This is a genomic window from Actinoplanes awajinensis subsp. mycoplanecinus (genome assembly GCF_001509495.1).
GTDB lineage: Bacteria > Actinomycetota > Actinomycetes > Mycobacteriales > Micromonosporaceae > Actinoplanes > Actinoplanes palleronii.
This window is the reverse complement of sequence record NZ_LLZH01000009.1, coordinates 1-18282: the sequence shown is the minus strand read 5'-3', so window position 1 is coordinate 18282 and position 18282 is coordinate 1. Positions and strand designations below refer to the sequence as shown.

The following is an 18282-nucleotide window of genomic DNA, read 5'->3' as shown; positions in this document are numbered from 1 at the left end:
GCGACCTATCGGTCCGCCACCAGCAGATATTCCGCACCGCAGGACTCGGCCAGCTCCGAGCCGAACAGGGCGGCCGGGGTGAAGGCGCCGGGCCGGCCCTCGCCGGCGAGCAGCCGCCGGCACACCTCGGCCGGCACGACGCCGGTCCACTCCTGGGCGTCGCCCAGCCGCAGCCAGCCCTCGCGGGTGGTGCCGTCCGGCCAGTCGATCACCGCGTGTCCCCAGGAGTGCTGGCGCGGACGCGGCCGGGCCGTGATCTGCACGGCGGCCAGGCGCCGTTTCGCGAACTCCCGGACCGGGCCGATCGCCAGCACCGGCAGCAGGGCCGCCATGGCCGCCCGGGCGACCGGCGACGACGGCGCCTCGCCCGACGCGGCCTGCACGTCCGGCGCGCCGCTGGCCCGCTGGGCCGCCATCAGCTCGCCGAGCGGGATGCTCGCGGCGGTCGCTGTCCCACCGCCGCCGGGCAGGGTCAGCTCCCGGGCGTCGCCGCCGATCCGGTCCGGAACGAGCCGTCCGCCCCGGTAGCGGCGGCCCTGGAAGCGGCCACCGCCGGCCACGCCCGGGATGCCGTCCAGGATGCTGGCGGCCAGGGCCTCGCCGAACGCGCCGGCCTCCATGGCGAGCGAGGCCACCGCGTCCACCCGGACGCGGCGCGGTGCGGGCCGGCCCTCGCACAGTTTCACCACGACGCTCTCGGTCGCCGCGACGCCGAACCCGGCGCCGGTCACCACGGTGCGCCCGGCGGCCGCGACCGCGTCGTGCAGCCCGAGGGTCGTGGTGAACGCGGACAGGTCGTTCGCCAGGTCGACGTAGTGGCTCGCCGGCAGGCCGGCCCGGATGATCGGCTCGGCGGTCGCGGCGAACGGCCCGACCGTGTTGATCACCACGGCCGGTCGCTGCCGGGAGATCTCGCCGGCCATCGCCGCGATCGAGGCGGCCACCACCGTGCGGTCGCCCTCGGCCACCGCGGTCAGGCGGGCGCCGTCCCGGCCGACGAGCGTCGGGCGGATGCCCCGGGCCCGCAACGCCGTGGCGATCGCCCGCCCGCTGCGGCCGGTGCCGCCCAGAATCCACACTTCAGCCATCGCTGAGACTCACCTTCTGTAATGACACGTCGTGTCATCACCATAGCTCGTGACGACACTACGTGTCATCACTAGTCTGGTGTCATGGCGCGATGGCAACCGGACGCCCGGGAACGCTTGCAGCAGGCAGCACTCGAGCTCTTCGCCGAGCAGGGCTTCGCCGCGACGACGGTTCCGGAGATCACCGCCCGGGCCGGGCTGACCACGCGGACGTTCTTCCGGCACTTCGCCGACAAGCGGGAAGTGCTCTTCGCCGGCGACGCCGAAGTGCCGGCCATGGCCGCGGCGTTCCTGGCCCAGGCACCGGCCGGCGCGGCGCCCCTGACGATCGTTCTCGACGGTCTGCGGGCCGTGGCCGAGACCCGGTTCGAGCCGCGCAAGGCCGCGGTGCGGGCCCGCCGCGAGATCGTCGGCACCGACGAAGGGCTGCAGGAGCGGGAGCTGCGCAAACGGGCCGCGCTCGCCGAGGCGATCCGGGCCGGGTTCGTGGCGCGGGGGCTCGACGGCACCCGCGCGGCGCTGATCGCCGAGTCCACTGTGACGCTGCTGTTCGTCGCGGTCGCGCAGTGGCTTGACGACGATCGCCCGCTCGCCGCCATCATCGAGGATTGTCTGGAGGCGCTCCGCGCGGAGTTGAGCCCGCCCTGACAACGCCCGTCGTGCTGAGGTGCGGTACCGGCTTCGTGCCAGGACGGCCGGACGGTGGTACCGCGGGGTGATCGGCGCTCGTACAGTTCGCCGAAAGATACCGCCCCATCAGGGAGGACACTCGTGTCGGCTCAGGACGCCACGTCATCGGCTGCGGCGCGACGCCGCTGGTTCATCACGGTTCTGCTCGCCCTGGTGATCCTCGCCGTGGCGGCCGGATACGCCCTTTCCCACAAACGCGTCACCGGCACCGGCTCACTCCCGGCCCCCGCCACCTCGACCGACGCCTCTGCCCCGGCCGCTGAACCGTCCGTCGAGTCCTCCGACCTGGCCGACCCGCAGTCGTCGGAGTCGTCGGAGCCGTCGACCGGCTCGCACACCCCGAAGGTGATCTCCACCCACAAGACGTCCACCTCGAGCTCGCCGTCGCCCGAGGCGCCGACCGGCCCGTCGATCTCCTACTTCCGGGTCGCGTCGAAGCCGTCCTGCCCGTCCGGAACCGATCAGGTCAAGTACGAGGGCGACCCGGTGGTCCTGGAGTGGAAGGTCAGCCACGCCGAGTCCACCACGATCTCGGTCGACGGCCCCGGCATCTACGACACGTACGGCACCAAGGACTCGGTCAGCCTGAACTTCCCGTGCGGCGACGCCGAGCCGGGCAGCTACGCGACACACACCTACCTGCTCACCGCGACCGGCCCGGACGGCACCACGACCAAGAAACTGACCGTGCGGGCGAAGGCCAACGAGATCGCCACCACCTGATCCCCGGCCGGGATAGGGAAGACTCGATGGCATGACCCGCCGCCTGATCCATCCGCGTCGCTGGAGCCCGCCCGCCGTCACCGATCCAGGACCGACCGGACCGCTGGCGGTGCGGCGGTTGCCGACCGGCGGGCACGGCCCGGAAGACGTCGTCTTCGACGACCAGGGCCAGATCATCACGGGTACGGCGGACGGGCGCATCGTCCGGATCGACCCGGCCACCGGTGACCGCACCGTGCTGGCCGAGACCGGCGGCCGCCCGCTCGGACTGCACCCGCGGGCCGACGGCGGGGTCCTGGTCTGCGACCACGATCGCGGCCTCCTCGAGGTGCGGCCGGACGGCACGGTCGAGGTGCTCGTGGACACCGTGGACGGTGAGCCGCTCACCTTCGCCAGCAACGTGGTCCAGGGGCTCGACGGCACGATCTGGTTCACCACCTCGACCGCGCAGTGGCACCTCGACCAGCACCTCGGCGACGTCTTCGAGCATTCGAACACCGGCCGGCTGCTGCGCCGGGACCCGGACGGCGCGGTCACCACCGTGCTGAGCGGGTTGAAGTTCGCCAACGGGCTGGTGCTGGCGCCGGACGAGTCGTACCTGCTGGTCGCGGAGACCACCGGCTATCGCGTGCAACGGCACTGGCTGACCGGTTCCCGGGCCGGCGACACCGAGACCCTGGTCGGCAACCTGCCCGGCTTCCCGGACAACATGTGGCTCGGCAGTGACGGGCTGGTCTGGGTGGCGATCGCGGCGCCCCGCAACACCCTGCTCGACCGGCTGCTGCCGCTGCCCGGGTTCCTGCGCCTGCTGGTCTGGAACCTGCCCGCCGCGCTGCGCCCCCGGCCGGTGCCGATCGCCTGGGTGATGGCCTTCGACCTGGACGGCAGCCGGGTCCACGACCTGCGGGTCGCCGACGGCTCGTACGGGTTCGTCACCTCGGTCGCCGAACACGACGGTGTCGTGGTGCTCGGCAGCCTGACCGAAAATGACATCGCCGTACTGGTCAGAGGTAACTGACCCCGGTCAGCTCCTGCGCGGCGGCCCAGAGGCGTTTGCCGACGGCCGGGTCGGCGGCCTCCCGGCTCAGCTTCGCCTCGGTGACCCGGCCCCGCGTCTCGCCGAGCCCGGCCGGGCCGAAGAACTGGCCGCCGCGCACGTCCGGGTCGGTCGCGGCGCGCAACTGCGGCAGCGTGCCCTGCTTGACCGACTGGGTGGCCAGCAGCCCGACCGTCGCGATCGCCCGCCCGAGCCGGCCCTTGTGCTCCCAGGCGCGCGGCGTCAGGTTCGTGCGGGTCAGCCCGGGGTGCGCGAGGGTGCTGACGATAGGCGAGCCGGTAGCGCGCAGCCGGCGGTCCAGCTCCAGACCGAAGACCGTGGTGGCCAGCTTCGACCGGCCGTACGCGGGGGAGGGCTTGTAGTCGCGTTCGGTCATCAGGTCGTCGAAGTCCAGGTGCGCGCCCTTGTGGGTGATCGAGCTGAGACTGACCACCCGCGGTCGCGGCGTGGCGGCCAGCGCGTCCAGCAGCAGGCCGGTCAGCGCGAAGTGGCCGAGCATGTTCGTGCCGAGGTGCAGCTCGAAGCCGTCGGCGGTGACCCGGCGCGGCCCGAGCAGCACCAGCCCGGCGTTGTTGATCAGCAGGTCGATCGCCGGGTGGTCGGCGGTCAGCGTCGCGGCGAACGCCCGTACCGAGGCGAGAGACGCCAGGTCCAGCTCGCGGACCTCGACGTCCCCGCCGATCCGCCGGGCGGCCTCCTGCCCGGCGGCGGTGTTGCGCACGGCGAGCACCACGCGGGCGCCGCGGCGGGCCAGCTCGGTCGCGGTGACCAGGCCGAGGCCCGAGTTGGCACCGGTCACCACGGCGACCCGGCCGTGCTGGTCGGGGATGCGGTCGGCGGTCCATCCGGTCATCTGCTGCTCCAGGGTGCGTCGGTGCGGGTGTGCCGACGACGTTAGGAGCTGCGGGAGCGGGTTCGGTCGTACTTCGTTGCCTAGGTCTGCGAGACCTACCGTGCCGGTCCGGGCAGGCCGCACACTTGCGGCATGACCCATCCGTACGCCCGTGAGCTCGGCGATTTCCTGCGCGCCCGGCGCAGCCGGCTCAGCCCGCGCGACGTCGGCCTGGAGCCGGGCGGCCGGCGCAAGGTGACCGGGCTGCGCCGCGAGGAGCTGGCCCTGCTGGCCGGCCTGAGCACCGATTACTACCAAAGGATGGAACAGGGCCGGGAGGTGCGCCCGTCGGACGACGTGCTGGACGCCCTGGCCGGCGCGCTCGTCCTCGACGACGACGAGCGGCGGCACCTGTTCGCGCTGGCCCACGCGGCCCGCCGGCCGATGCCCGAGCGCCCGGAGCGCGGCCCGGAGCACGTCCCGGCCAGCACCCGGCGGCTGCTGCGGGTGATGGACACCCCGGCGGTCGTGCTCGGCCGGCACCTCGACCTGCTCGCCTGGAACCCGATGGCGGAGGCCCTGCTCGGCGACCCGCGGGACTACCCGGCCGACCGGCTCAACATGCTCCTGCTGCTCTTCGACGACACCCGCACCGCCGAGCGGACCTGCCCGGACTGGGAGGGTCAGGCCCTGGACTACATCGGCCTGATGCGCGCCGCCGTCGCCGCCGACCCCACCCACCCGCGGGCCACCGCGATCGTCGGTGAGCTGAGCATCCGCAGCGCCGAGTTCCGCCGGCTGTGGGCCCGGCACGACGTGCGGGTGTCGGTCAGCGGCACCAAGACCTTCCGGATCCCGGAGGCCGGCGACATCACCCTGGACTGGGACACCTATCCGCTGCCCGGCAATCCGGGCCCGGTCATGCTGGTCTTCACCACCGAGCCGGGCTCCGCCGACGCGGACCGCCTGCAGCTGCTCGCCTCCCTGCACGCGACCCGCTCGGCGGCACCGGTCACTTCGCGAACGTCTCGGTCACCCAGGTGATGAAGTCCGCGGTGGCCTCGGCCATCGTGTGGCCCAGGCCCCAGACGGTGCCGCTGCCGAACACCACGTTCTCGTCGACGGTCCGGTCCGGGCCGTCGAACGCGCCGACCGCCTTGGTCGGCGGCTTCCGGCTCTTGGCGAAGCCGGCCAGGCTGGTCACCTTCGCGGTGTTGGAGGCCTTGACCGCGTCACTGATCGTCTTGCCGCTGGCGTCGGTCATTGCCGCGCAGGCCCGGGTGCACGTGGACGTACCCGGCCTTCAGGTAGGCCGAGACGTCGTTCCTTCCCTCGCTGACTTTTCGGGCCTGCTCAAAAGCGTGCCGAAATCGCCGGCCGGTGTCGTCCACCGACAGCAGCCACCGCAACTACCACTGCAGTAGTCGTCAGGCGGCGAGCAGCGGGAGAAGGTCGGTCAGCGTGGCGAGAGAGTGCGTGGTGGTGCGGCTTCCGGAGCGGTCCAGGTGCGCGGAGGCGATGCCCAGCGCGGCCGCTCCGCCGATGTCGCTGGTCACCGAGTCGCCGACGTGGATCACGTCGGTGGCGGCGAGGCCGAGCTGTCGCAGCGCCAGCCGGAACGGTTCCGGGCGGGGCTTGTAGGCGCGGGCGTCCTCGCTGGTCACCACGCCGGCCACGGTGATGCCGTGCCGGTGCAGGACGGCGTCCAGGTCGCCGCGGTCGGCGTCGGAGACCAGGCACACCGGCACCGGCACGGCGGCCAGGAACGGGAGGGCGTCGGCGAACAGTGGGGTGGTGCGCCAGAACGCCGTCTGCTCCCGGGTGACCTGCGCGGCGTCGATTTCTACGCCGAAATGCTCCGCGGTCTGGGTCAGGCTCGCGGTAGTGAGGTCGGCCAGGCTGCGGAAACCGTCACCGTGCGCGGTGTCGGCCATCGCCCAGATGCGCGTGCCCCACTCCCGCTCGACGACGCCCGGCTCCACCCCGGCCAGCCCGGCCACCCGCGCGGCGACCGCGGAGACCTCGGCCTCGTCGTCGTGCACCAGCGTGCCGTAGACGTCGAGGAGCACCGCGCGATACATGGCGGTGAGCCTAGTGCGGTTGCGGTGGCTCGTAAAAATTTTCGGCGTGAGTGCCTTCGCCGCTCGGCGCACCCGCGGCTGGGGGTCGGCTCACCACGATGACCATCGAGACGTTCGGGCTGGTGCTCAGGGGTGCCTCAAGCCCTTCGAGGCACCCCTGAGCACCAGCCGACGACCGGAAGCCGGCCACTGCCTCGCACCGGACCGCGGGCTGACACAATCCCGACGTGAGCGAGATCGACGATGTTCTTCACCAGCTGGGCACGGCGTTCGTGGCGGGCCTGCGGGAGCCGGGCTATCAACTGATCAGCGTGCACGCGCATGGCAGTCGGAGCCAGACCTACACCCAGGCGGGTGAGCCTGCGCTGGTGGGCCGTTGGAAGAACCTGGATCTCGACAATGCCATGACGGCGCTCGCCGAAGTTGCCGGCCGTGGTCTGGTCGTCGAAATGATCGGTGATCCGGGTGGGGCGTACACGATCCACTGGTCGCGGGACGCGCCGTCGCTGCCGGCCCGGATCGTTCTCGACGAGGACTACCGCCTACCCGGGCATGAACGGCCGCCGGTCCGCGAACCCGGCACCAGCGACGTCGGCGTCACCGATCCGGTCGTGCTGGCCGAGGTCGAGCGGTTGGTCGGTGAATTCGTCGCACGCCATCATCCGCACGGGTACGCGCCCGGCCATACCGAGGAAGAGATCCTGGCCGCCGAACAACACCTCGGCGTACGGCTGCCGGAGGATCTGCGGGCCCTCTACCGGTTGGTCCACGACGACCACGGCGAGTCGGGCCTGCTCGACCCGTTCGTTCTCGTGTCCCTGGCGGCCCTCGTCGAGTGGAACCGGCAGAACTATCCCGGATACCACGACGGCCCGTTCGACCGCGCGGTGATCTTCGACTGTGAGCCGGTCGGGCATGTGCGGCGGGTGTCATCGAGCAACGGCTGGATCACGTTCGCCCGCGACTACGGCTCGAATTTCGCGGCCGTCGACCTCGATCCGGGACCGCTGGGCCGCGTCGGTCAGGTGGTCACGCACGGAAGAGACGTGTGGGCACCGGTCGAGTACGTAACCACCTCGGTCACCGACCTGCTCCGCCGCGCCATCGCGACCCTTGACGACGAGCGCCCCTCACCAGCGGACCCCGAGATCAGGGTGGACAGCATCGCCGCCCTGCCGACATCGGCCCAAGGAATCGTGCTTCATACGCAAGCCCCGGTCCGCTTCGGCGACTTCGCACCCTTCACCAACCTCCGGTCCTTGGTCGTACGGGGAAAGGTCCCTCTGGCCGACATCGATCTACCCGCTCATTCGCCGGTCGAGCGCCTGAGCGTGGAGGCCGCCCGGTGGGTACTCACCGGGCTGCCTCCCACCGTCATCGACCTCACCTTGGCCGGCAATGACGAGCCCGCGCCGGTCGCCCATCTGGCCGCCCTGCCGAACCTGGCCCGTCTCGACCTGTCCGAGGCGGCGGTGTCGGACATCGAGGTGCTCGCCACGTTCCCCGCGCTGCGCGTGTTGACACTCAACGGTCGCCAATGGACGAATGTGCTGGCCGCAGGCCGGCAACCGGCCCAATTGGCTGCTGCCGGGCTGGGCGGCTCTGCCGGACTGGGGGACACCGCCCGCTGGGCACAGGCTTTCGGACGCGAGGGCACCTGCCACACCATCACCGGCGGGCGCTGATCGTCACCGACCGCGGCTAGACGGCCAGCAGCAGGACGCTGACGATGATGCTGCCCAGCAGGTTGTAGGTACCGGAGATCGCGGCGTAGAGCAGTGGGCGCAGGAAGTTCGGGTTGATGGCGATGGTGACCGTGTTCGCGGTCAGGTAGCCGAGGCCGACGATCAGGCCGAACAGCAGGGCGTCGCCGTAGGTGTCGATGTGCAGGGCGGCCATCAGGACCGCGCTGGTGATCGTGATGATCAGACTGGTCAGGGGCGGGCCGGCGAAGAACAGCGGCGAGCCTTGCGGCTTGGCGCCGGGGTCGCGGCCCAGGGACAGGTTGTAGGCGCGGGGGAACAGCAGCGCGAACCACACGCCGCCGAGCACGGTGAACGCGACGAAACCGGCCAGGATCCCGAACCAGTTCAGATCGCCCAGAACATCGAACATGTTGCTGACTCCGTACTCACAAGGGGTTGTTGAGACGAAGATTCGCAGCAGTAGGTGCCAGGGTGTGGCCTCTTCTCCGGGCAGAATCCAGGACATGCCGAAAACCTCCGCCCGCCTGCTGGCCCTGCTGTCGCTGTTGCAGACGCGCCGCGACTGGTCCGGCACCCTGCTCGCCGACCGCCTCGACATCAGCCTGCGCACGGTGCGCCGCGACGTCGACCGGCTGCGCGAGCTCGGCTATCCGATCGCCGCGATCAAGGGCCCGGACGGCGGGTACCGGCTGAGCGCGGGCGCCGACCTGCCGCCGCTGCTCTTCGACGACGAGCAGGCCGTCGCGCTGACCGTGGCGTTGCAGATCGCCGCGACGACGCCGGGCAACGGGCTGGCCGAGGCCGCCGAGCGGGCCCTGCACACGATCCGGCAGGTGATGCCGTCGCGGCTGCGGCACCGGATCGCCGCGCTGCGGGTGACCGCCGTCGAACGGCCCGGCACCCCGGTCGACGGTGACGTGCTGCTGGCGCTCAGTGCGGCGGTGCACGGGCACGAGGTCGTGCGGTTCGACTACGGCGACGCGGACGCGGATCGGCCGCCGCGCCGCGCCGAGCCGCACCACGTGGTGACCCGGGACGGGCGCTGGTATCTGATCGCGTGGGATCTCGACCGCGCGGACTGGCGGACGTTCCGGGTGGACCGGATCCGCCTGCGCACCCCGAACGGGCCGCGTTTCGCTCCGCGTTCGTTGCCCGGTGGCGACGTCGCGGCCTATCTCACCGGCACGTTCCGCGGATCACAAGAAGCCGACGGCGGCTGGCCGTGCCAGGGCACCGTGCTGGTGGACAGGCCGGCGGCCGTCATCGCCACCTACACCCGGGAGGGCCTCGTCGAGCAGGCCGGCCCGGACCGCTGCCGGGTCACGCTGGGCTCCTGGTCGTGGGCGGGCCTGGCCGCCGCCTTCGCCCGCTACGACGCGGAGCTGACAGTGGTCGGCCCGGCGGAATTGAGCGCAGCGTTCGCGCAGTTGTCCCGCCGGGCCGCCCGGGCCGCGATCAGCCCACCACCGACCTCAGCGGGATCGAGGCCGCCCGCAGGTCACTGATCAGATCTTTGAGGTACGGGTGTTCGTCGATCGGCAGCCCGTCCGGGTTCGGAACGGTCAGGTACGCCGAATCGCCGACCACCGCGGCCGTCGCCGTGCCGGTGTACCGGCTGACCACCTGCTGGGTGCGCGCCAGGTCAGCCACCGCCACCTGGATCCGCCCCGGCCGCCACTCCCCGCCGAGGTTCGGCGGGTCCGGCTGGTCCGCCGCCCGGGCCCGGGCCGGGTCCACACTCGGCGCCACCAGCCGCGCCTCCGGTGCCGCACCCGGGTAGAGCAGCGCGTTCGCCACCAGTTGCAGCCCGTTCTCGTTGTAGCCGCGGAACAGCGGGTTGAACGCGAACAGCACCGCGCGCCCGGCCCCGGTCGGTTCGTCCACCACCACCGACGTTCCCTTGAGGACGTCGGCGTGCACGGTGTAGCCGTTGTACCAGAACGTGTCGTCGGCCGGGTACGTGACGACGTTGGCGCCGGTGGTGCTCGGGGTGAGGACCGGGTCGCCGTTGTTGAACTGGAAGTCCTCGGCCGGCCGGCCCGCCGCGACCGGGCTGTCGTCGTGCACGTCCACCCGCAGGTGCGACCCGATCACCAGGTAGTCGGCGGGTTTCGGCTTCTCGGTGGTGGAGGTCAGGCCGGCCGCCCGGGCCAGGCGGGTGCCCTCGTTGCGCAGGCCGACGTACGTGTGACCCTGCGCGATCCAGTTCCGCAGGTTGGCCTGCCCGGCCGCGGTGAGCCCACCCGTCGCGTTGCTGCCGTCCGGCACCAGCAGGACCGTACGGCCGGTGAACGCGGCCGTGTTGTCGTTGATGTCGGCGGTCGTCACCGGGGAGAGGGTGAGCCCCCACTGGTTGCCCAGCACGTACCGGGCCTCGCCGTAGGAACCCGAGGTGGTGGAGATGCCGGTGCCGCGGAACAGCCCGACGTCCGGCAGGGTGATCGCCGTGCCGGTGGCAGCCCGGCGACTGGCGGTCAGGGTGACGCCCAGTGACCGGGCGAGCTTGTCGACGGCCGGCGTGACCGCGGTGGCCGGCACCCGGACCAGATCGTCGTCACCGAGGACCGGGACCCCCTGGCCGAGCAGCCGGAACGTCAGCTGGGCCGCCGACGCCGAGTCCGCCCGGTACGAGTACGAGCCCCGGGCCGCCTCGTCGCGGCCGCCTTCGAGCCGCTTGACCCGCTCGGCGCGCGGCTTCACGGCGTCACCGGTGTAGATCGTGGTGATGCCCATCAGCAGCGGGTTGCTCCACGACGACACGTCGTAGAAGTACGGGAACGGCACGTACGGGTCCTCGCCCAGGGTCGCCTGGATCCAGTGCTTCTGCGGCTGCTCCATCGGGATCCAGTACGCGCCGGCCGGCACTGTCACGTTCGTACCGGTCCGGCCGCCGAAGAGGTGCGCGGTGGGCACCTTCAGCGGCTTCGTGACCCGGTAGACCTCGACGTCCATCCGGCGCAGCCGCTCGACCAGCTTGCGCACGTCGGCGAGCTGCCGGTCCGGCATCAGGAAGTACGACTTGATCTTCAGGTCCGGCACCGGGAACTGGACCTCGTTCGTCGGCTGGACCACCTCGTTGGGTTCGAGCGTGCCGGCCCGGCCCTCGGCGAGCGCGTCCGACCAGATCTTGTAGTAGCTGGTCAGCACCTCACGCTTGTTGGCCGCGGCCCACCCGAGGGTCGCCCACTGGGTGTTGAACTGCTGCTGCACCCGGTCCTGGACGGTCGAGGCACTGCCTTTTTCGTACGTCATGCCGGCCGCGCCGAACCCGGTCGCCGGAACGGTGTCGCCATAACCCATGTAGAACAGGTCGTAGGTGTCGTAGTTGAAATAGCACTCGTCCGTGACGGTCTCCGTGCACGCGCCGTTGTAGCCGAATCCGGCCTTGTTCGCCTCACCGATCCGGTTGATCCAGTCGACCGGTTCGTCGGCGATCTCGTGGTGGATCGGGTCGGCGTTCGGCGGGAAGAAGTACTGTTTCCCACCCATCTCGTGCGCGTCGATGAAGACCTGTGGCGGGAACGTGCGCAGCAGCTCCAGCTTGCTGTCGGTCTCCGGCTGGGTGCGGGCGAACCAGTCCCGGTTCAGGTCGAAGCCGTACTCGTTCTGCCGGCGCAACGCGTCCCGGCCGTCCGGGTTCTGGGTCGGCACGATCACCGTGACCAGGTTGTCGGTGCGCTGGCGTACCGCACAGGACAGGCCGGATGCCAGCTCGTAGAGGGTCTTGAGGGCGGCGTCGGCGCCACTGGTCTCGCCGCCGTGCACGTTGCCGGCGATCCAGACGATGGCCGGTTTGTCGGCGGCGATCCGGCGCGCGTTCACGGCCTTGAGCGAGCGCGGATCCCGCAGGCCACGGATGTCGGCGGCGATCTCGGCAAGGGTGCTCTTCTTCGCCTGCCTGCTGCTGGTCACCACGGCGTACGGCAGCGGCCGGCCGAGCACGCTGGTGCCCATCGTGCCGCTGGTCACGCGGTCGGACGCCTGGTCCACCGCGCTCAGATAGCCCTGGATCTCGTCGTTGGTGACCACCCGCTGCTGGCCGGCGCCGAGCGGGAACCCGAGGAACGCCTCCGGGGCCGGTACGGTGCTCAGGCGGGCGGCGGGGTCGTCGCCGCAGGTAGTGGGCGGCGGGGTCGCGGTGGCCGGTGTGCCGGTCAGCAGCGGGGTCATGGCGGTGATCAGCACGAGCGCCAGGGCGCCCGCCAGACGGTTCGGCGGAAGTCGCAACGTGTCCTCGTTCCCTTCCCGGGAAATGACTCGAAACGATCAGCAGCCTATGGCGTCGAATTCACGAAGGTCAACGTGTGGCACGGTTTGCCCATCGACTACCACGAATGCTGACATTTATCCCGGGAAGTATGCCTGTGGCCGGGTGGCCCGGTGGCGGGAACGAAAGAACGCCGGCCGGATCGGATGAAATACCCCGTTCCAGCCGGCGTTCGCCGTGTTCTTAGTTCACGCGCTGCGCGACTTCTTAGTTCACGCGCTGCGCGACCGACAGCCGCGAGCGGAAGTCGCTGAGCGTGACGACCCCGGCGGGCATCTCCTCGACCGGGAAGATCGCGATGTCCGCGTCGTCCTCGGCCAGCTGGGGCAGCCACTCCTTGAGGAACACGTCGACCGAGATCTTGATGGCGTGCTCGCCGTCGACCTCGCCCTCGTTGTCCAGCCGGGCCACCGTCGCGTACGGCCAGATCGGCAGCAGGGTGTTGCGCTTCCCGTCCTCGGTGAACAACGTCTCGTCCTCGTCGCCCCAGACCCACAGCGCGCGCTTGGCGGCGATGACCTCGAACGTCTTGGCCACCCGGGCCTCGTCGTCGAGCTTGCGGAGCCGGTCCGCCTCACCGCGCGAGATGTCGTCCTGTGCCACGTGACCTCCGTTAATCCCATGCTTGCGTACCGTGGCGATGGTAGGCCGGGCGGGGCGTGCCGGATCAGGCGGGTATCCGCGCGGCCATCGCGGCGCGAGCCTCGGGCATGGTGGTGAAGATCGGCAGACGCTCGGCGCCGATCCGCCGCAGCCGGGTCTCCAGCACGGTGGTGGCCGGCATGCACAGGGCCAGCGGCACGGTCGGCCGGATGGCGGCGGCGGCCCGGCGGGCGGCCAGCCACAGCGGGAGGCTCGCGGCGTCGTCGTCGGTCATGCCGTGCAGGTCGATGATGACGCCGGCCGGTGCGTCGGCGAACCGGGCACGCAGCCCGGCCACCACGTCCACACCCAGGCGGTGCGACCAGACGCCGTGCACGGCGTACTCGACGACAGGGGAGGGGGACACGGTTTCTTCTCCCTGGAGTGCTTGCGCGGATTTGAGTGCGCTACCAGGGTCTGGGGCAGCTGAAGACGGCGGACGCGTAGCCGCCGCCAACTTACGGCAGGCCGGCTCACTCCAGCGTGTTGTCACTCTATAGTGAGGTTTAGCGCGTCGTTTCATGTTTCATCCGGCAGCAGCAGCTCGGGTTTTGGTCCCGCCGCAGCCGATCCGCCAAAGGTCGGATTTTCTGGTCGCACGATATCCGGAGCAAGGGATCATGGACCGGTGAGTGGCCGCATCTTCGCGATCCTGTCCCCCTTCGTCGGCGGTGACTACTACGGCGCGATCATCGAGGGGATCAACGCCGCGGCCGTGGCCGGCGGCGACCGGGTGATGGCGGTGCAGACCCTCGACCCGGGCTCGCACAGCGCCGACCGCAGCGGGCTGCCCGAGTTCCGCCGGCCGCTGGCCTGGGATCACGTGTCCGGGCTGGTGGTGCTGCCCGGCGCGGTCGAGCCGGGCTGGGCCGCCGCGGCGCGCCGGGCCGGCCTCCCGGTGATCCTGGTGGCTCAGGACGCGGCCGACACCGGCGCGTCGGTGGTCCTGGCCGACAACCGCAGCGGCGTACGCGAGGCCGTGCGCCACCTGATCGAACACGGTCACGAACGGATCGCGTTCGCCGGCTACCTGGCCCACTTCGACCTGCGCGAACGGCACGAGGGATATCGCGAGGGACTGCTCGCGCACGGCCTGACCCCCGACCCTGCACTGCTCTTCGACACCGGCGACAACCACGAGAGCGGCGGGGAGGCGGTCGCCGGCACGCTGATCCGGGCCGGGATGCCGGCCACCGCGATCGTGCTCGGCACCGACCGTAACGCGATGGGGCTGATCGGCCGGATCCTCGCGGCCGGCTACCACCTGCCCGGGGACCTCGCGGTGGTCGGGTTCGACGACATCGCCGACGCGGCGTACCTGCGGCCGGCGCTGTCCAGCGTGCGGCAGCCGCTCGACGAGGTGGGCGCCGCGGTCTACAAGCTGTTCGGCGAGCTGCTGGCCGACCCGGCCGGGTCGCCGCGCACCTGGCAGGTCCCGACGATCTTCCAGCGGCGCGACTCGTGCGGCTGCCCGAGCACCGGCCTGCCAGTGTCAGAACCGGACACCCGCTCCCTGTTCGGCCAGGTCCAATACCTGCAGGCCACCCTCAACATCCAGTACGAACTGGGCATCGCGCTGCTCGGCACCCAGCAACTCGACGCCCGCGCGCTCGACTGGCTCGGCCTGACCCCGGCCCTGGCCGGCTGCCTCGGCCTCTGGACCTCCGACCAGCCCGGCGACGTCGGCCCTGGCCGGGTCGCGGGCCCGGCCGTCGAGGCCGATCGGCTGCGGCTGGTCGGCGAGTTCCGGATCGACCTCGGCGCGCCCGACGCCGAACTGCCGGTGTCCCGCTTCCCGCCGGCCGCCCTGTTCGACCTGGCCGACGGCGCGGCCGGTGACATCGTCTTCACGGTGCCGGTCCGCAGCCGCGCCAAGGACTGGGGCATGCTCGCCGCGGTCGGCCGGATCCAGTCCACCACCCCGCCCGGCCGCGAGATGATGAACCACTCCGGCGCCCTGCTCGCGTCGGCGCTGGACTACCAGGTGATGATGACCGCGCTGCGCGAGCAGGAGGAACGGCTGCGCACCGCGGCACTCCGCGACCACCTGACCGGCCTGCCCAACCGGGTGCTGCTGGAGGACCGGCTGGCCCGGGCCGAGGCGCGCGCCGCCCGCGAACCCGGCTACCGGTTCGCGGTGCTGCTGCTGGACCTGGACGGCTTCAAAGCGGTCAACGACACCCACGGCCACGCCACCGGCGACCTGCTGCTGATCGAAACCGCCCGCCGGCTGACCGCCCTGCTGCGCCGCACCGACACGGTCGCCCGGCTCGGCGGCGACGAGTTCGTGGTACTGATCGACGGCCTGCCCACCCCGGACGCCCATCAGGCGGTCTGCACCGGGATCCAGGAGGCCGTCTCGATGCCCACCGTCATCGACGGCCGCACCGTCGAGGTAGGGGTCAGCATCGGCGTAGCCGTCTCCGGCAACGGCACCATCGACTCCGACCACCTGCTCCGCGAAGCGGACGCCGCCATGTACCGCGCCAAATCCACCGCCCGCCACCGCTGACCGCCCCCGGTCACCCGACGCCCAGCCGACAGCCGCGCCGGTCCGCTGCGCGCCTCCGTGTCTTGGCTGGTCGTGAGGGGTGTCTCGAGGTGCCGATGGCACCTCTGGTGCCCAGCCGGTAGTCGTGCCGGGTCACCGTGTGCTCCCGTGCCCCGGCTGGCGCTGGCGGCTGTCTCCCGGCCGTCGAGGCAGCCGCCAGCGCCAGCCGGGTCGGGAGGGGCGCTGCGGCCGGGAGGGCAGGCGGGCCCGCGCCTGATCGCGCGCTTCCTAGCCCCAGGAGGGGCGGGTCCGTGCACGCATTGCCGGACTGCGTCCTGCTGCCGCCCCTGGGCGGGCGGTAAACGCACGCACACGGCGATCGCGTGCCGCTACCGCCCCCGAATTCGCCGATCGCGGACTCCGGCCGCCCCGCCAACTCCGATCGCGGGTTCCGGCCGCCCCTTCGGTGCTGGTCGTGAACCCCCCGCCGCCCGGCGCGGGCTGAATGAGTGCGCCGGCCGCCCCGAGGGAACCGCCCCGGCCGGTCGCAGCACGCCGGCTACCGCGACCTACTTCGATGCGAGATGGCCCAGCGGGTCAGCGCCCGTGCCAAGGGCATCCTGGACCGCTGCCCAGCCGCTGCTCTCGACGCCGAGCGTGTGCCGCAGGTATGCCCGCGTCACCCGCTGCACGAGCGCCACCCGACCGGCGTGCTCGTCGGTCGTCTCCCGGGCGTCGTACCCGGCGATCCCGCCCAGCGAATGTTCCGCGCCGGTCAGCGTGAGCAGGCTCTTCTTGCCGGGGCTCAGGAAATACGGGTCGGTCGTCCACTCCGGACCCCGCACCGTCAGCGGCAAGTCGTCCTTGTCACCGGCGACCACCAGGGCCGGTGTGGTCATGTGCGCGAAATCCGGGTTCATCCATGGGAAGTTCTCCGCCGCGAACGGCGTCAGATCCGATCCGCCCCGACCCGCCGTCGCCAGCAGCACCCCGGCCATGACCCGCGAGTCGGACAGATCTTCCGCCGGCCCGCTCCCCGGGTCGAGGACGCGCAGGCCCAGCAGAATGCCCGCGCTCTGGCCGCCGAAAGAATGCCCGGCCACCGCGATCCGCCCGTGGTCGAGCCGGCCGGCCAGACCCGGCACCGCGGCTTCCAGCACGTCGAGCCGGTCGAGAATGCGTGTCAGATCCTCGACCCGCAGCCGCCAGAGCCGCCGGGTGCGCGGATCCTCCGGGGCGAGGCCCACGGTGCGCGAGTCGAGGTGGGTGGGCTGGACCACCACGAAGCCGTGGGCGGCCCAGAAGTCGGCGAGCGGCCCGTACCCGTCGAGCGAGGAACCGTAGCCGTGCGACAACAGGACGATCGGCAGATCCTTCCCGGTCACCGGTGCGGAGATCTTGACCGGCAGGTCCGTCCCGCGGCCGGGCGCCGGCAGCAGCACCGGCTTCACCGAGACGGTCGGAACGGGGAACATTGTTGACGTGGTCATGACGAGAATGCTGGTGGATGCCGGTATCACTTGTGAAGAAGGCACCTTTTTGGTACCCAGGTACCTGATGGATACCAACTTTCCCGACCTTCGGCAGTTCGGTGGCGCCGAGGCGTTCCTGCGGGTGTGCAAGCCCCGGGTCGTTCTCGAGATGTTCACCAGCAAATGGACCGCGCTGGTGATGGGCGCGCTGCTCGACGGCCCGCGCCGGTTCAGCGAGCTGCGCCGCGCGCTGGACGGGATCACTCAGAAGATGCTGTCCCAGACCCTGCGGACGCTGGAGCGCGACGGCCTGGTCACCCGCACGGTCTTCCCGACGGTCCCGCCCCGGGTCGACTACGAGCTGACCGCTCTGGGCCGCAGCGCCACCGGCATCCTCGAGGCGATCGGTGCGTGGGCGGGTGAACACGCCGACGCGGTGATCGCGGCCCGCACGACGTATGACGCCCGCGCCGCCGAACCGCCCCGCCCGGTGACATAGATGAGCATCGCCGCAGCCGCCGCGCTCGCCGACGCCGTCACCGCGCTCGACGGCGTCGCGGTGCGCGCGGTGCTCCTGCACGGCTCGCTGGCCACGGGCGCTTTCCGCCCCACCCGCAGCGACCTCGACCTGCTGGTGGTCGTCGACGACGGCCTGACCGACGAGCAGGCCAGCGCGCTCGAACGGTTGGCCCACCGGGCGGATCTCGGCGATGCGGCAGGCCTCGACCTGGATGTCGTGACCGCGCGGGTCGCCGCCGCGCCGGTCCGTGAGCCCGCACTGGAACTGCACATCGGCCGCTACCCCGGCCCGCCGGACCAGCCCACCACCGTTGAGGTCGAGCGGCGGGTCGCGGCGGCGCCGGATCTGCTGGCCGAGCTGTCGATGGCCCGGGCCGACGGGCGGTCCCTGCGCGGCGCGGCGCCGCACGAGGTGATCGGTCCGGTGCCGCCCGCCTGGGTCGTCGATCGCGGCCGGCACTGGCTGCGCACCTGGCAGACGCTGACCGATGACACCGAGCACGCCGCGTTCATGGTGCTGACCGCCTGCCGCATCTGGCGGTTCGCCGTGGAGGGCCGGCACTGCGCCAAGACCGAGGCCGCGGCGTGGGCACTGCAGCAGGACCCGTCACTGACCGCGATCAGACAAGCCCTTTCACAGTACGAAGGTGAGCCGTCCGTCCCGGTCCCCGCATCAGCCATCGCCACCGTCCTCGACCGCGCCCTGACCCAGAC

At 71.6% G+C, this 18282-nt stretch carries 18 protein-coding genes; 9 read left to right on the top strand and 9 right to left on the bottom strand.

From position 1 onward, the window contains the following. Positions 1 to 5 precede the first annotated feature (5 nt). A complete protein-coding gene (locus ADL15_RS02965) occupies positions 6 to 1088 on the bottom strand; it encodes a saccharopine dehydrogenase family protein (protein ID WP_067684894.1) in 1083 nt (360 codons plus the stop codon). 84 nt (positions 1089 to 1172) lie between these two features. On the opposite strand from ADL15_RS02965, the gene ADL15_RS02960 reads away from it, so the two are divergent. The 3 genes from ADL15_RS02960 (at position 1173) to ADL15_RS02950 (ending at position 3519) form a co-directional block, all read left to right on the top strand. Then, the gene (locus tag ADL15_RS02960; protein ID WP_067684892.1) at positions 1173 to 1736 is read left to right on the top strand and encodes a TetR/AcrR family transcriptional regulator; all 564 of its coding nucleotides are present in this window, start codon (positions 1173 to 1175) and stop codon (positions 1734 to 1736) included. Positions 1737 to 1859: 123 nt separating this feature from the next. After that, positions 1860 to 2501 (top strand): hypothetical protein, encoded by a 642-nt coding sequence (locus tag ADL15_RS02955; protein WP_067684890.1) that lies wholly within the window; start codon positions 1860 to 1862, stop codon positions 2499 to 2501. A 31-nt stretch (positions 2502 to 2532) separates the two neighbouring features. Next, a complete protein-coding gene (locus tag ADL15_RS02950) occupies positions 2533 to 3519 on the top strand; it encodes an SMP-30/gluconolactonase/LRE family protein (protein ID WP_067684888.1) in 987 nt (328 codons plus the stop codon). Here ADL15_RS02950 and ADL15_RS02945 read toward each other — a convergent pair. After that, on the bottom strand, positions 3506 to 4411 hold the full coding sequence (locus tag ADL15_RS02945; RefSeq protein ID WP_067684887.1) for an oxidoreductase: 906 nt from the start codon (positions 4409 to 4411) through the stop codon (positions 3506 to 3508). The two genes, ADL15_RS02950 and ADL15_RS02945, sit on opposite strands and share 14 nt — an antisense overlap. Positions 4412 to 4543: 132 nt before the next feature. On the opposite strand from ADL15_RS02945, the gene ADL15_RS02940 reads away from it, so the two are divergent. Continuing rightward, positions 4544 to 5434, top strand: coding sequence for a helix-turn-helix transcriptional regulator (locus ADL15_RS02940; RefSeq protein ID WP_067684883.1), 891 nt, complete (start codon positions 4544 to 4546; stop codon positions 5432 to 5434). Here the strand turns inward: ADL15_RS02940 and ADL15_RS02935 are convergent. After that, on the bottom strand, positions 5403 to 5654 hold the full coding sequence (locus tag ADL15_RS02935) for a hypothetical protein (protein ID WP_067684881.1): 252 nt from the start codon (positions 5652 to 5654) through the stop codon (positions 5403 to 5405). The two genes, ADL15_RS02940 and ADL15_RS02935, sit on opposite strands and share 32 nt — an antisense overlap. A gap of 163 nt (positions 5655 to 5817) precedes the next feature. Beyond that, positions 5818 to 6471, bottom strand: coding sequence for an HAD family hydrolase (locus tag ADL15_RS02930; protein ID WP_067684879.1), 654 nt, complete (start codon positions 6469 to 6471; stop codon positions 5818 to 5820). 227 nt (positions 6472 to 6698) lie between these two features. Here ADL15_RS02930 and ADL15_RS02925 point away from each other — a divergent pair, with 227 nt between their 5' ends. Beyond that, positions 6699 to 8156, top strand: a complete 1458-nt coding sequence (locus ADL15_RS02925; protein ID WP_067684877.1) for an SMI1/KNR4 family protein — start codon at positions 6699 to 6701, stop codon at positions 8154 to 8156. A 16-nt stretch (positions 8157 to 8172) separates the two neighbouring features. Here ADL15_RS02925 and ADL15_RS02920 read toward each other — a convergent pair whose 3' ends face one another. Continuing rightward, positions 8173 to 8586, bottom strand: coding sequence for a DUF1761 domain-containing protein (locus ADL15_RS02920; RefSeq protein WP_067684875.1), 414 nt, complete (start codon positions 8584 to 8586; stop codon positions 8173 to 8175). A gap of 94 nt (positions 8587 to 8680) precedes the next feature. Here ADL15_RS02920 and ADL15_RS02915 point away from each other — a divergent pair, with 94 nt between their 5' ends. Continuing rightward, positions 8681 to 9682: a helix-turn-helix transcriptional regulator gene (locus tag ADL15_RS02915; RefSeq protein WP_067684873.1), complete on the top strand. Its 1002-nt coding sequence runs from the start codon at positions 8681 to 8683 to the stop codon at positions 9680 to 9682. Here ADL15_RS02915 and ADL15_RS02910 read toward each other — a convergent pair. The 3 genes from ADL15_RS02910 to ADL15_RS02900 all read right to left on the bottom strand — a co-directional run bounded on the left by ADL15_RS02910 (position 9633) and on the right by ADL15_RS02900 (position 13453). Then, the gene (locus tag ADL15_RS02910) at positions 9633 to 12404 is read right to left on the bottom strand and encodes a M14 family zinc carboxypeptidase (RefSeq protein ID WP_067684872.1); all 2772 of its coding nucleotides are present in this window, start codon (positions 12402 to 12404) and stop codon (positions 9633 to 9635) included. The genes ADL15_RS02915 and ADL15_RS02910 overlap by 50 nt on opposite strands. Positions 12405 to 12651: 247 nt before the next feature. Continuing rightward, the gene (locus tag ADL15_RS02905; protein WP_067684870.1) at positions 12652 to 13047 is read right to left on the bottom strand and encodes a DUF2750 domain-containing protein; all 396 of its coding nucleotides are present in this window, start codon (positions 13045 to 13047) and stop codon (positions 12652 to 12654) included. Between the two features lie 64 nt (positions 13048 to 13111). Then, positions 13112 to 13453 carry a hypothetical protein gene (locus tag ADL15_RS02900; protein WP_157441122.1) on the bottom strand — a complete coding sequence of 114 codons (342 nt, stop codon included), beginning with the start codon at positions 13451 to 13453 and terminating at the stop codon, positions 13112 to 13114. A 261-nt stretch (positions 13454 to 13714) separates the two neighbouring features. Here ADL15_RS02900 and ADL15_RS02895 point away from each other — a divergent pair, with 261 nt between their 5' ends. After that, complete coding sequence (locus ADL15_RS02895) at positions 13715 to 15598, top strand: substrate-binding and GGDEF domain-containing protein (RefSeq protein WP_067684866.1); 1884 nt, start codon at positions 13715 to 13717, stop codon at positions 15596 to 15598. A 548-nt stretch (positions 15599 to 16146) separates the two neighbouring features. Here the strand turns inward: ADL15_RS02895 and ADL15_RS02890 are convergent. Beyond that, the gene (locus tag ADL15_RS02890) at positions 16147 to 17067 is read right to left on the bottom strand and encodes an alpha/beta hydrolase family protein (protein ID WP_067684864.1); all 921 of its coding nucleotides are present in this window, start codon (positions 17065 to 17067) and stop codon (positions 16147 to 16149) included. Positions 17068 to 17134: 67 nt separating this feature from the next. Here ADL15_RS02890 and ADL15_RS02885 point away from each other — a divergent pair, with 67 nt between their 5' ends. Together ADL15_RS02885 and ADL15_RS02880 are read left to right on the top strand one after the other, a co-directional pair. Further along, positions 17135 to 17548 (top strand): winged helix-turn-helix transcriptional regulator, encoded by a 414-nt coding sequence (locus ADL15_RS02885; RefSeq protein WP_067684862.1) that lies wholly within the window; start codon positions 17135 to 17137, stop codon positions 17546 to 17548. Continuing rightward, the coding region (locus tag ADL15_RS02880) for an aminoglycoside adenylyltransferase domain-containing protein (protein WP_067684860.1) at positions 17549 to 18282 on the top strand (734 nt) is incomplete at its 3' end.

Coding starts and splice junctions, on each gene's coding strand:
- ADL15_RS02930 (WP_067684879.1), bottom strand. CDS start 6,471: ATGTATCGCGCGGTGCTCCTCGACGTCTACGGCACGCTGGTGCACGAC.
- ADL15_RS02920 (WP_067684875.1), bottom strand. CDS start 8,586: ATGTTCGATGTTCTGGGCGATCTGAACTGGTTCGGGATCCTGGCCGGT.
- ADL15_RS02915 (WP_067684873.1), top strand. CDS start 8,681: ATGCCGAAAACCTCCGCCCGCCTGCTGGCCCTGCTGTCGCTGTTGCAG.
- ADL15_RS02885 (WP_067684862.1), top strand. CDS start 17,135: ATGGATACCAACTTTCCCGACCTTCGGCAGTTCGGTGGCGCCGAGGCG.
- ADL15_RS02935 (WP_067684881.1), bottom strand. CDS start 5,654: ATGACCGACGCCAGCGGCAAGACGATCAGTGACGCGGTCAAGGCCTCC.
- ADL15_RS02965 (WP_067684894.1), bottom strand. CDS start 1,088: ATGGCTGAAGTGTGGATTCTGGGCGGCACCGGCCGCAGCGGGCGGGCG.
- ADL15_RS02960 (WP_067684892.1), top strand. CDS start 1,173: ATGGCGCGATGGCAACCGGACGCCCGGGAACGCTTGCAGCAGGCAGCA.
- ADL15_RS02940 (WP_067684883.1), top strand. CDS start 4,544: ATGACCCATCCGTACGCCCGTGAGCTCGGCGATTTCCTGCGCGCCCGG.
- ADL15_RS02945 (WP_067684887.1), bottom strand. CDS start 4,411: ATGACCGGATGGACCGCCGACCGCATCCCCGACCAGCACGGCCGGGTC.
- ADL15_RS02890 (WP_067684864.1), bottom strand. CDS start 17,067: ATGACCACGTCAACAATGTTCCCCGTTCCGACCGTCTCGGTGAAGCCG.
- ADL15_RS02950 (WP_067684888.1), top strand. CDS start 2,533: ATGACCCGCCGCCTGATCCATCCGCGTCGCTGGAGCCCGCCCGCCGTC.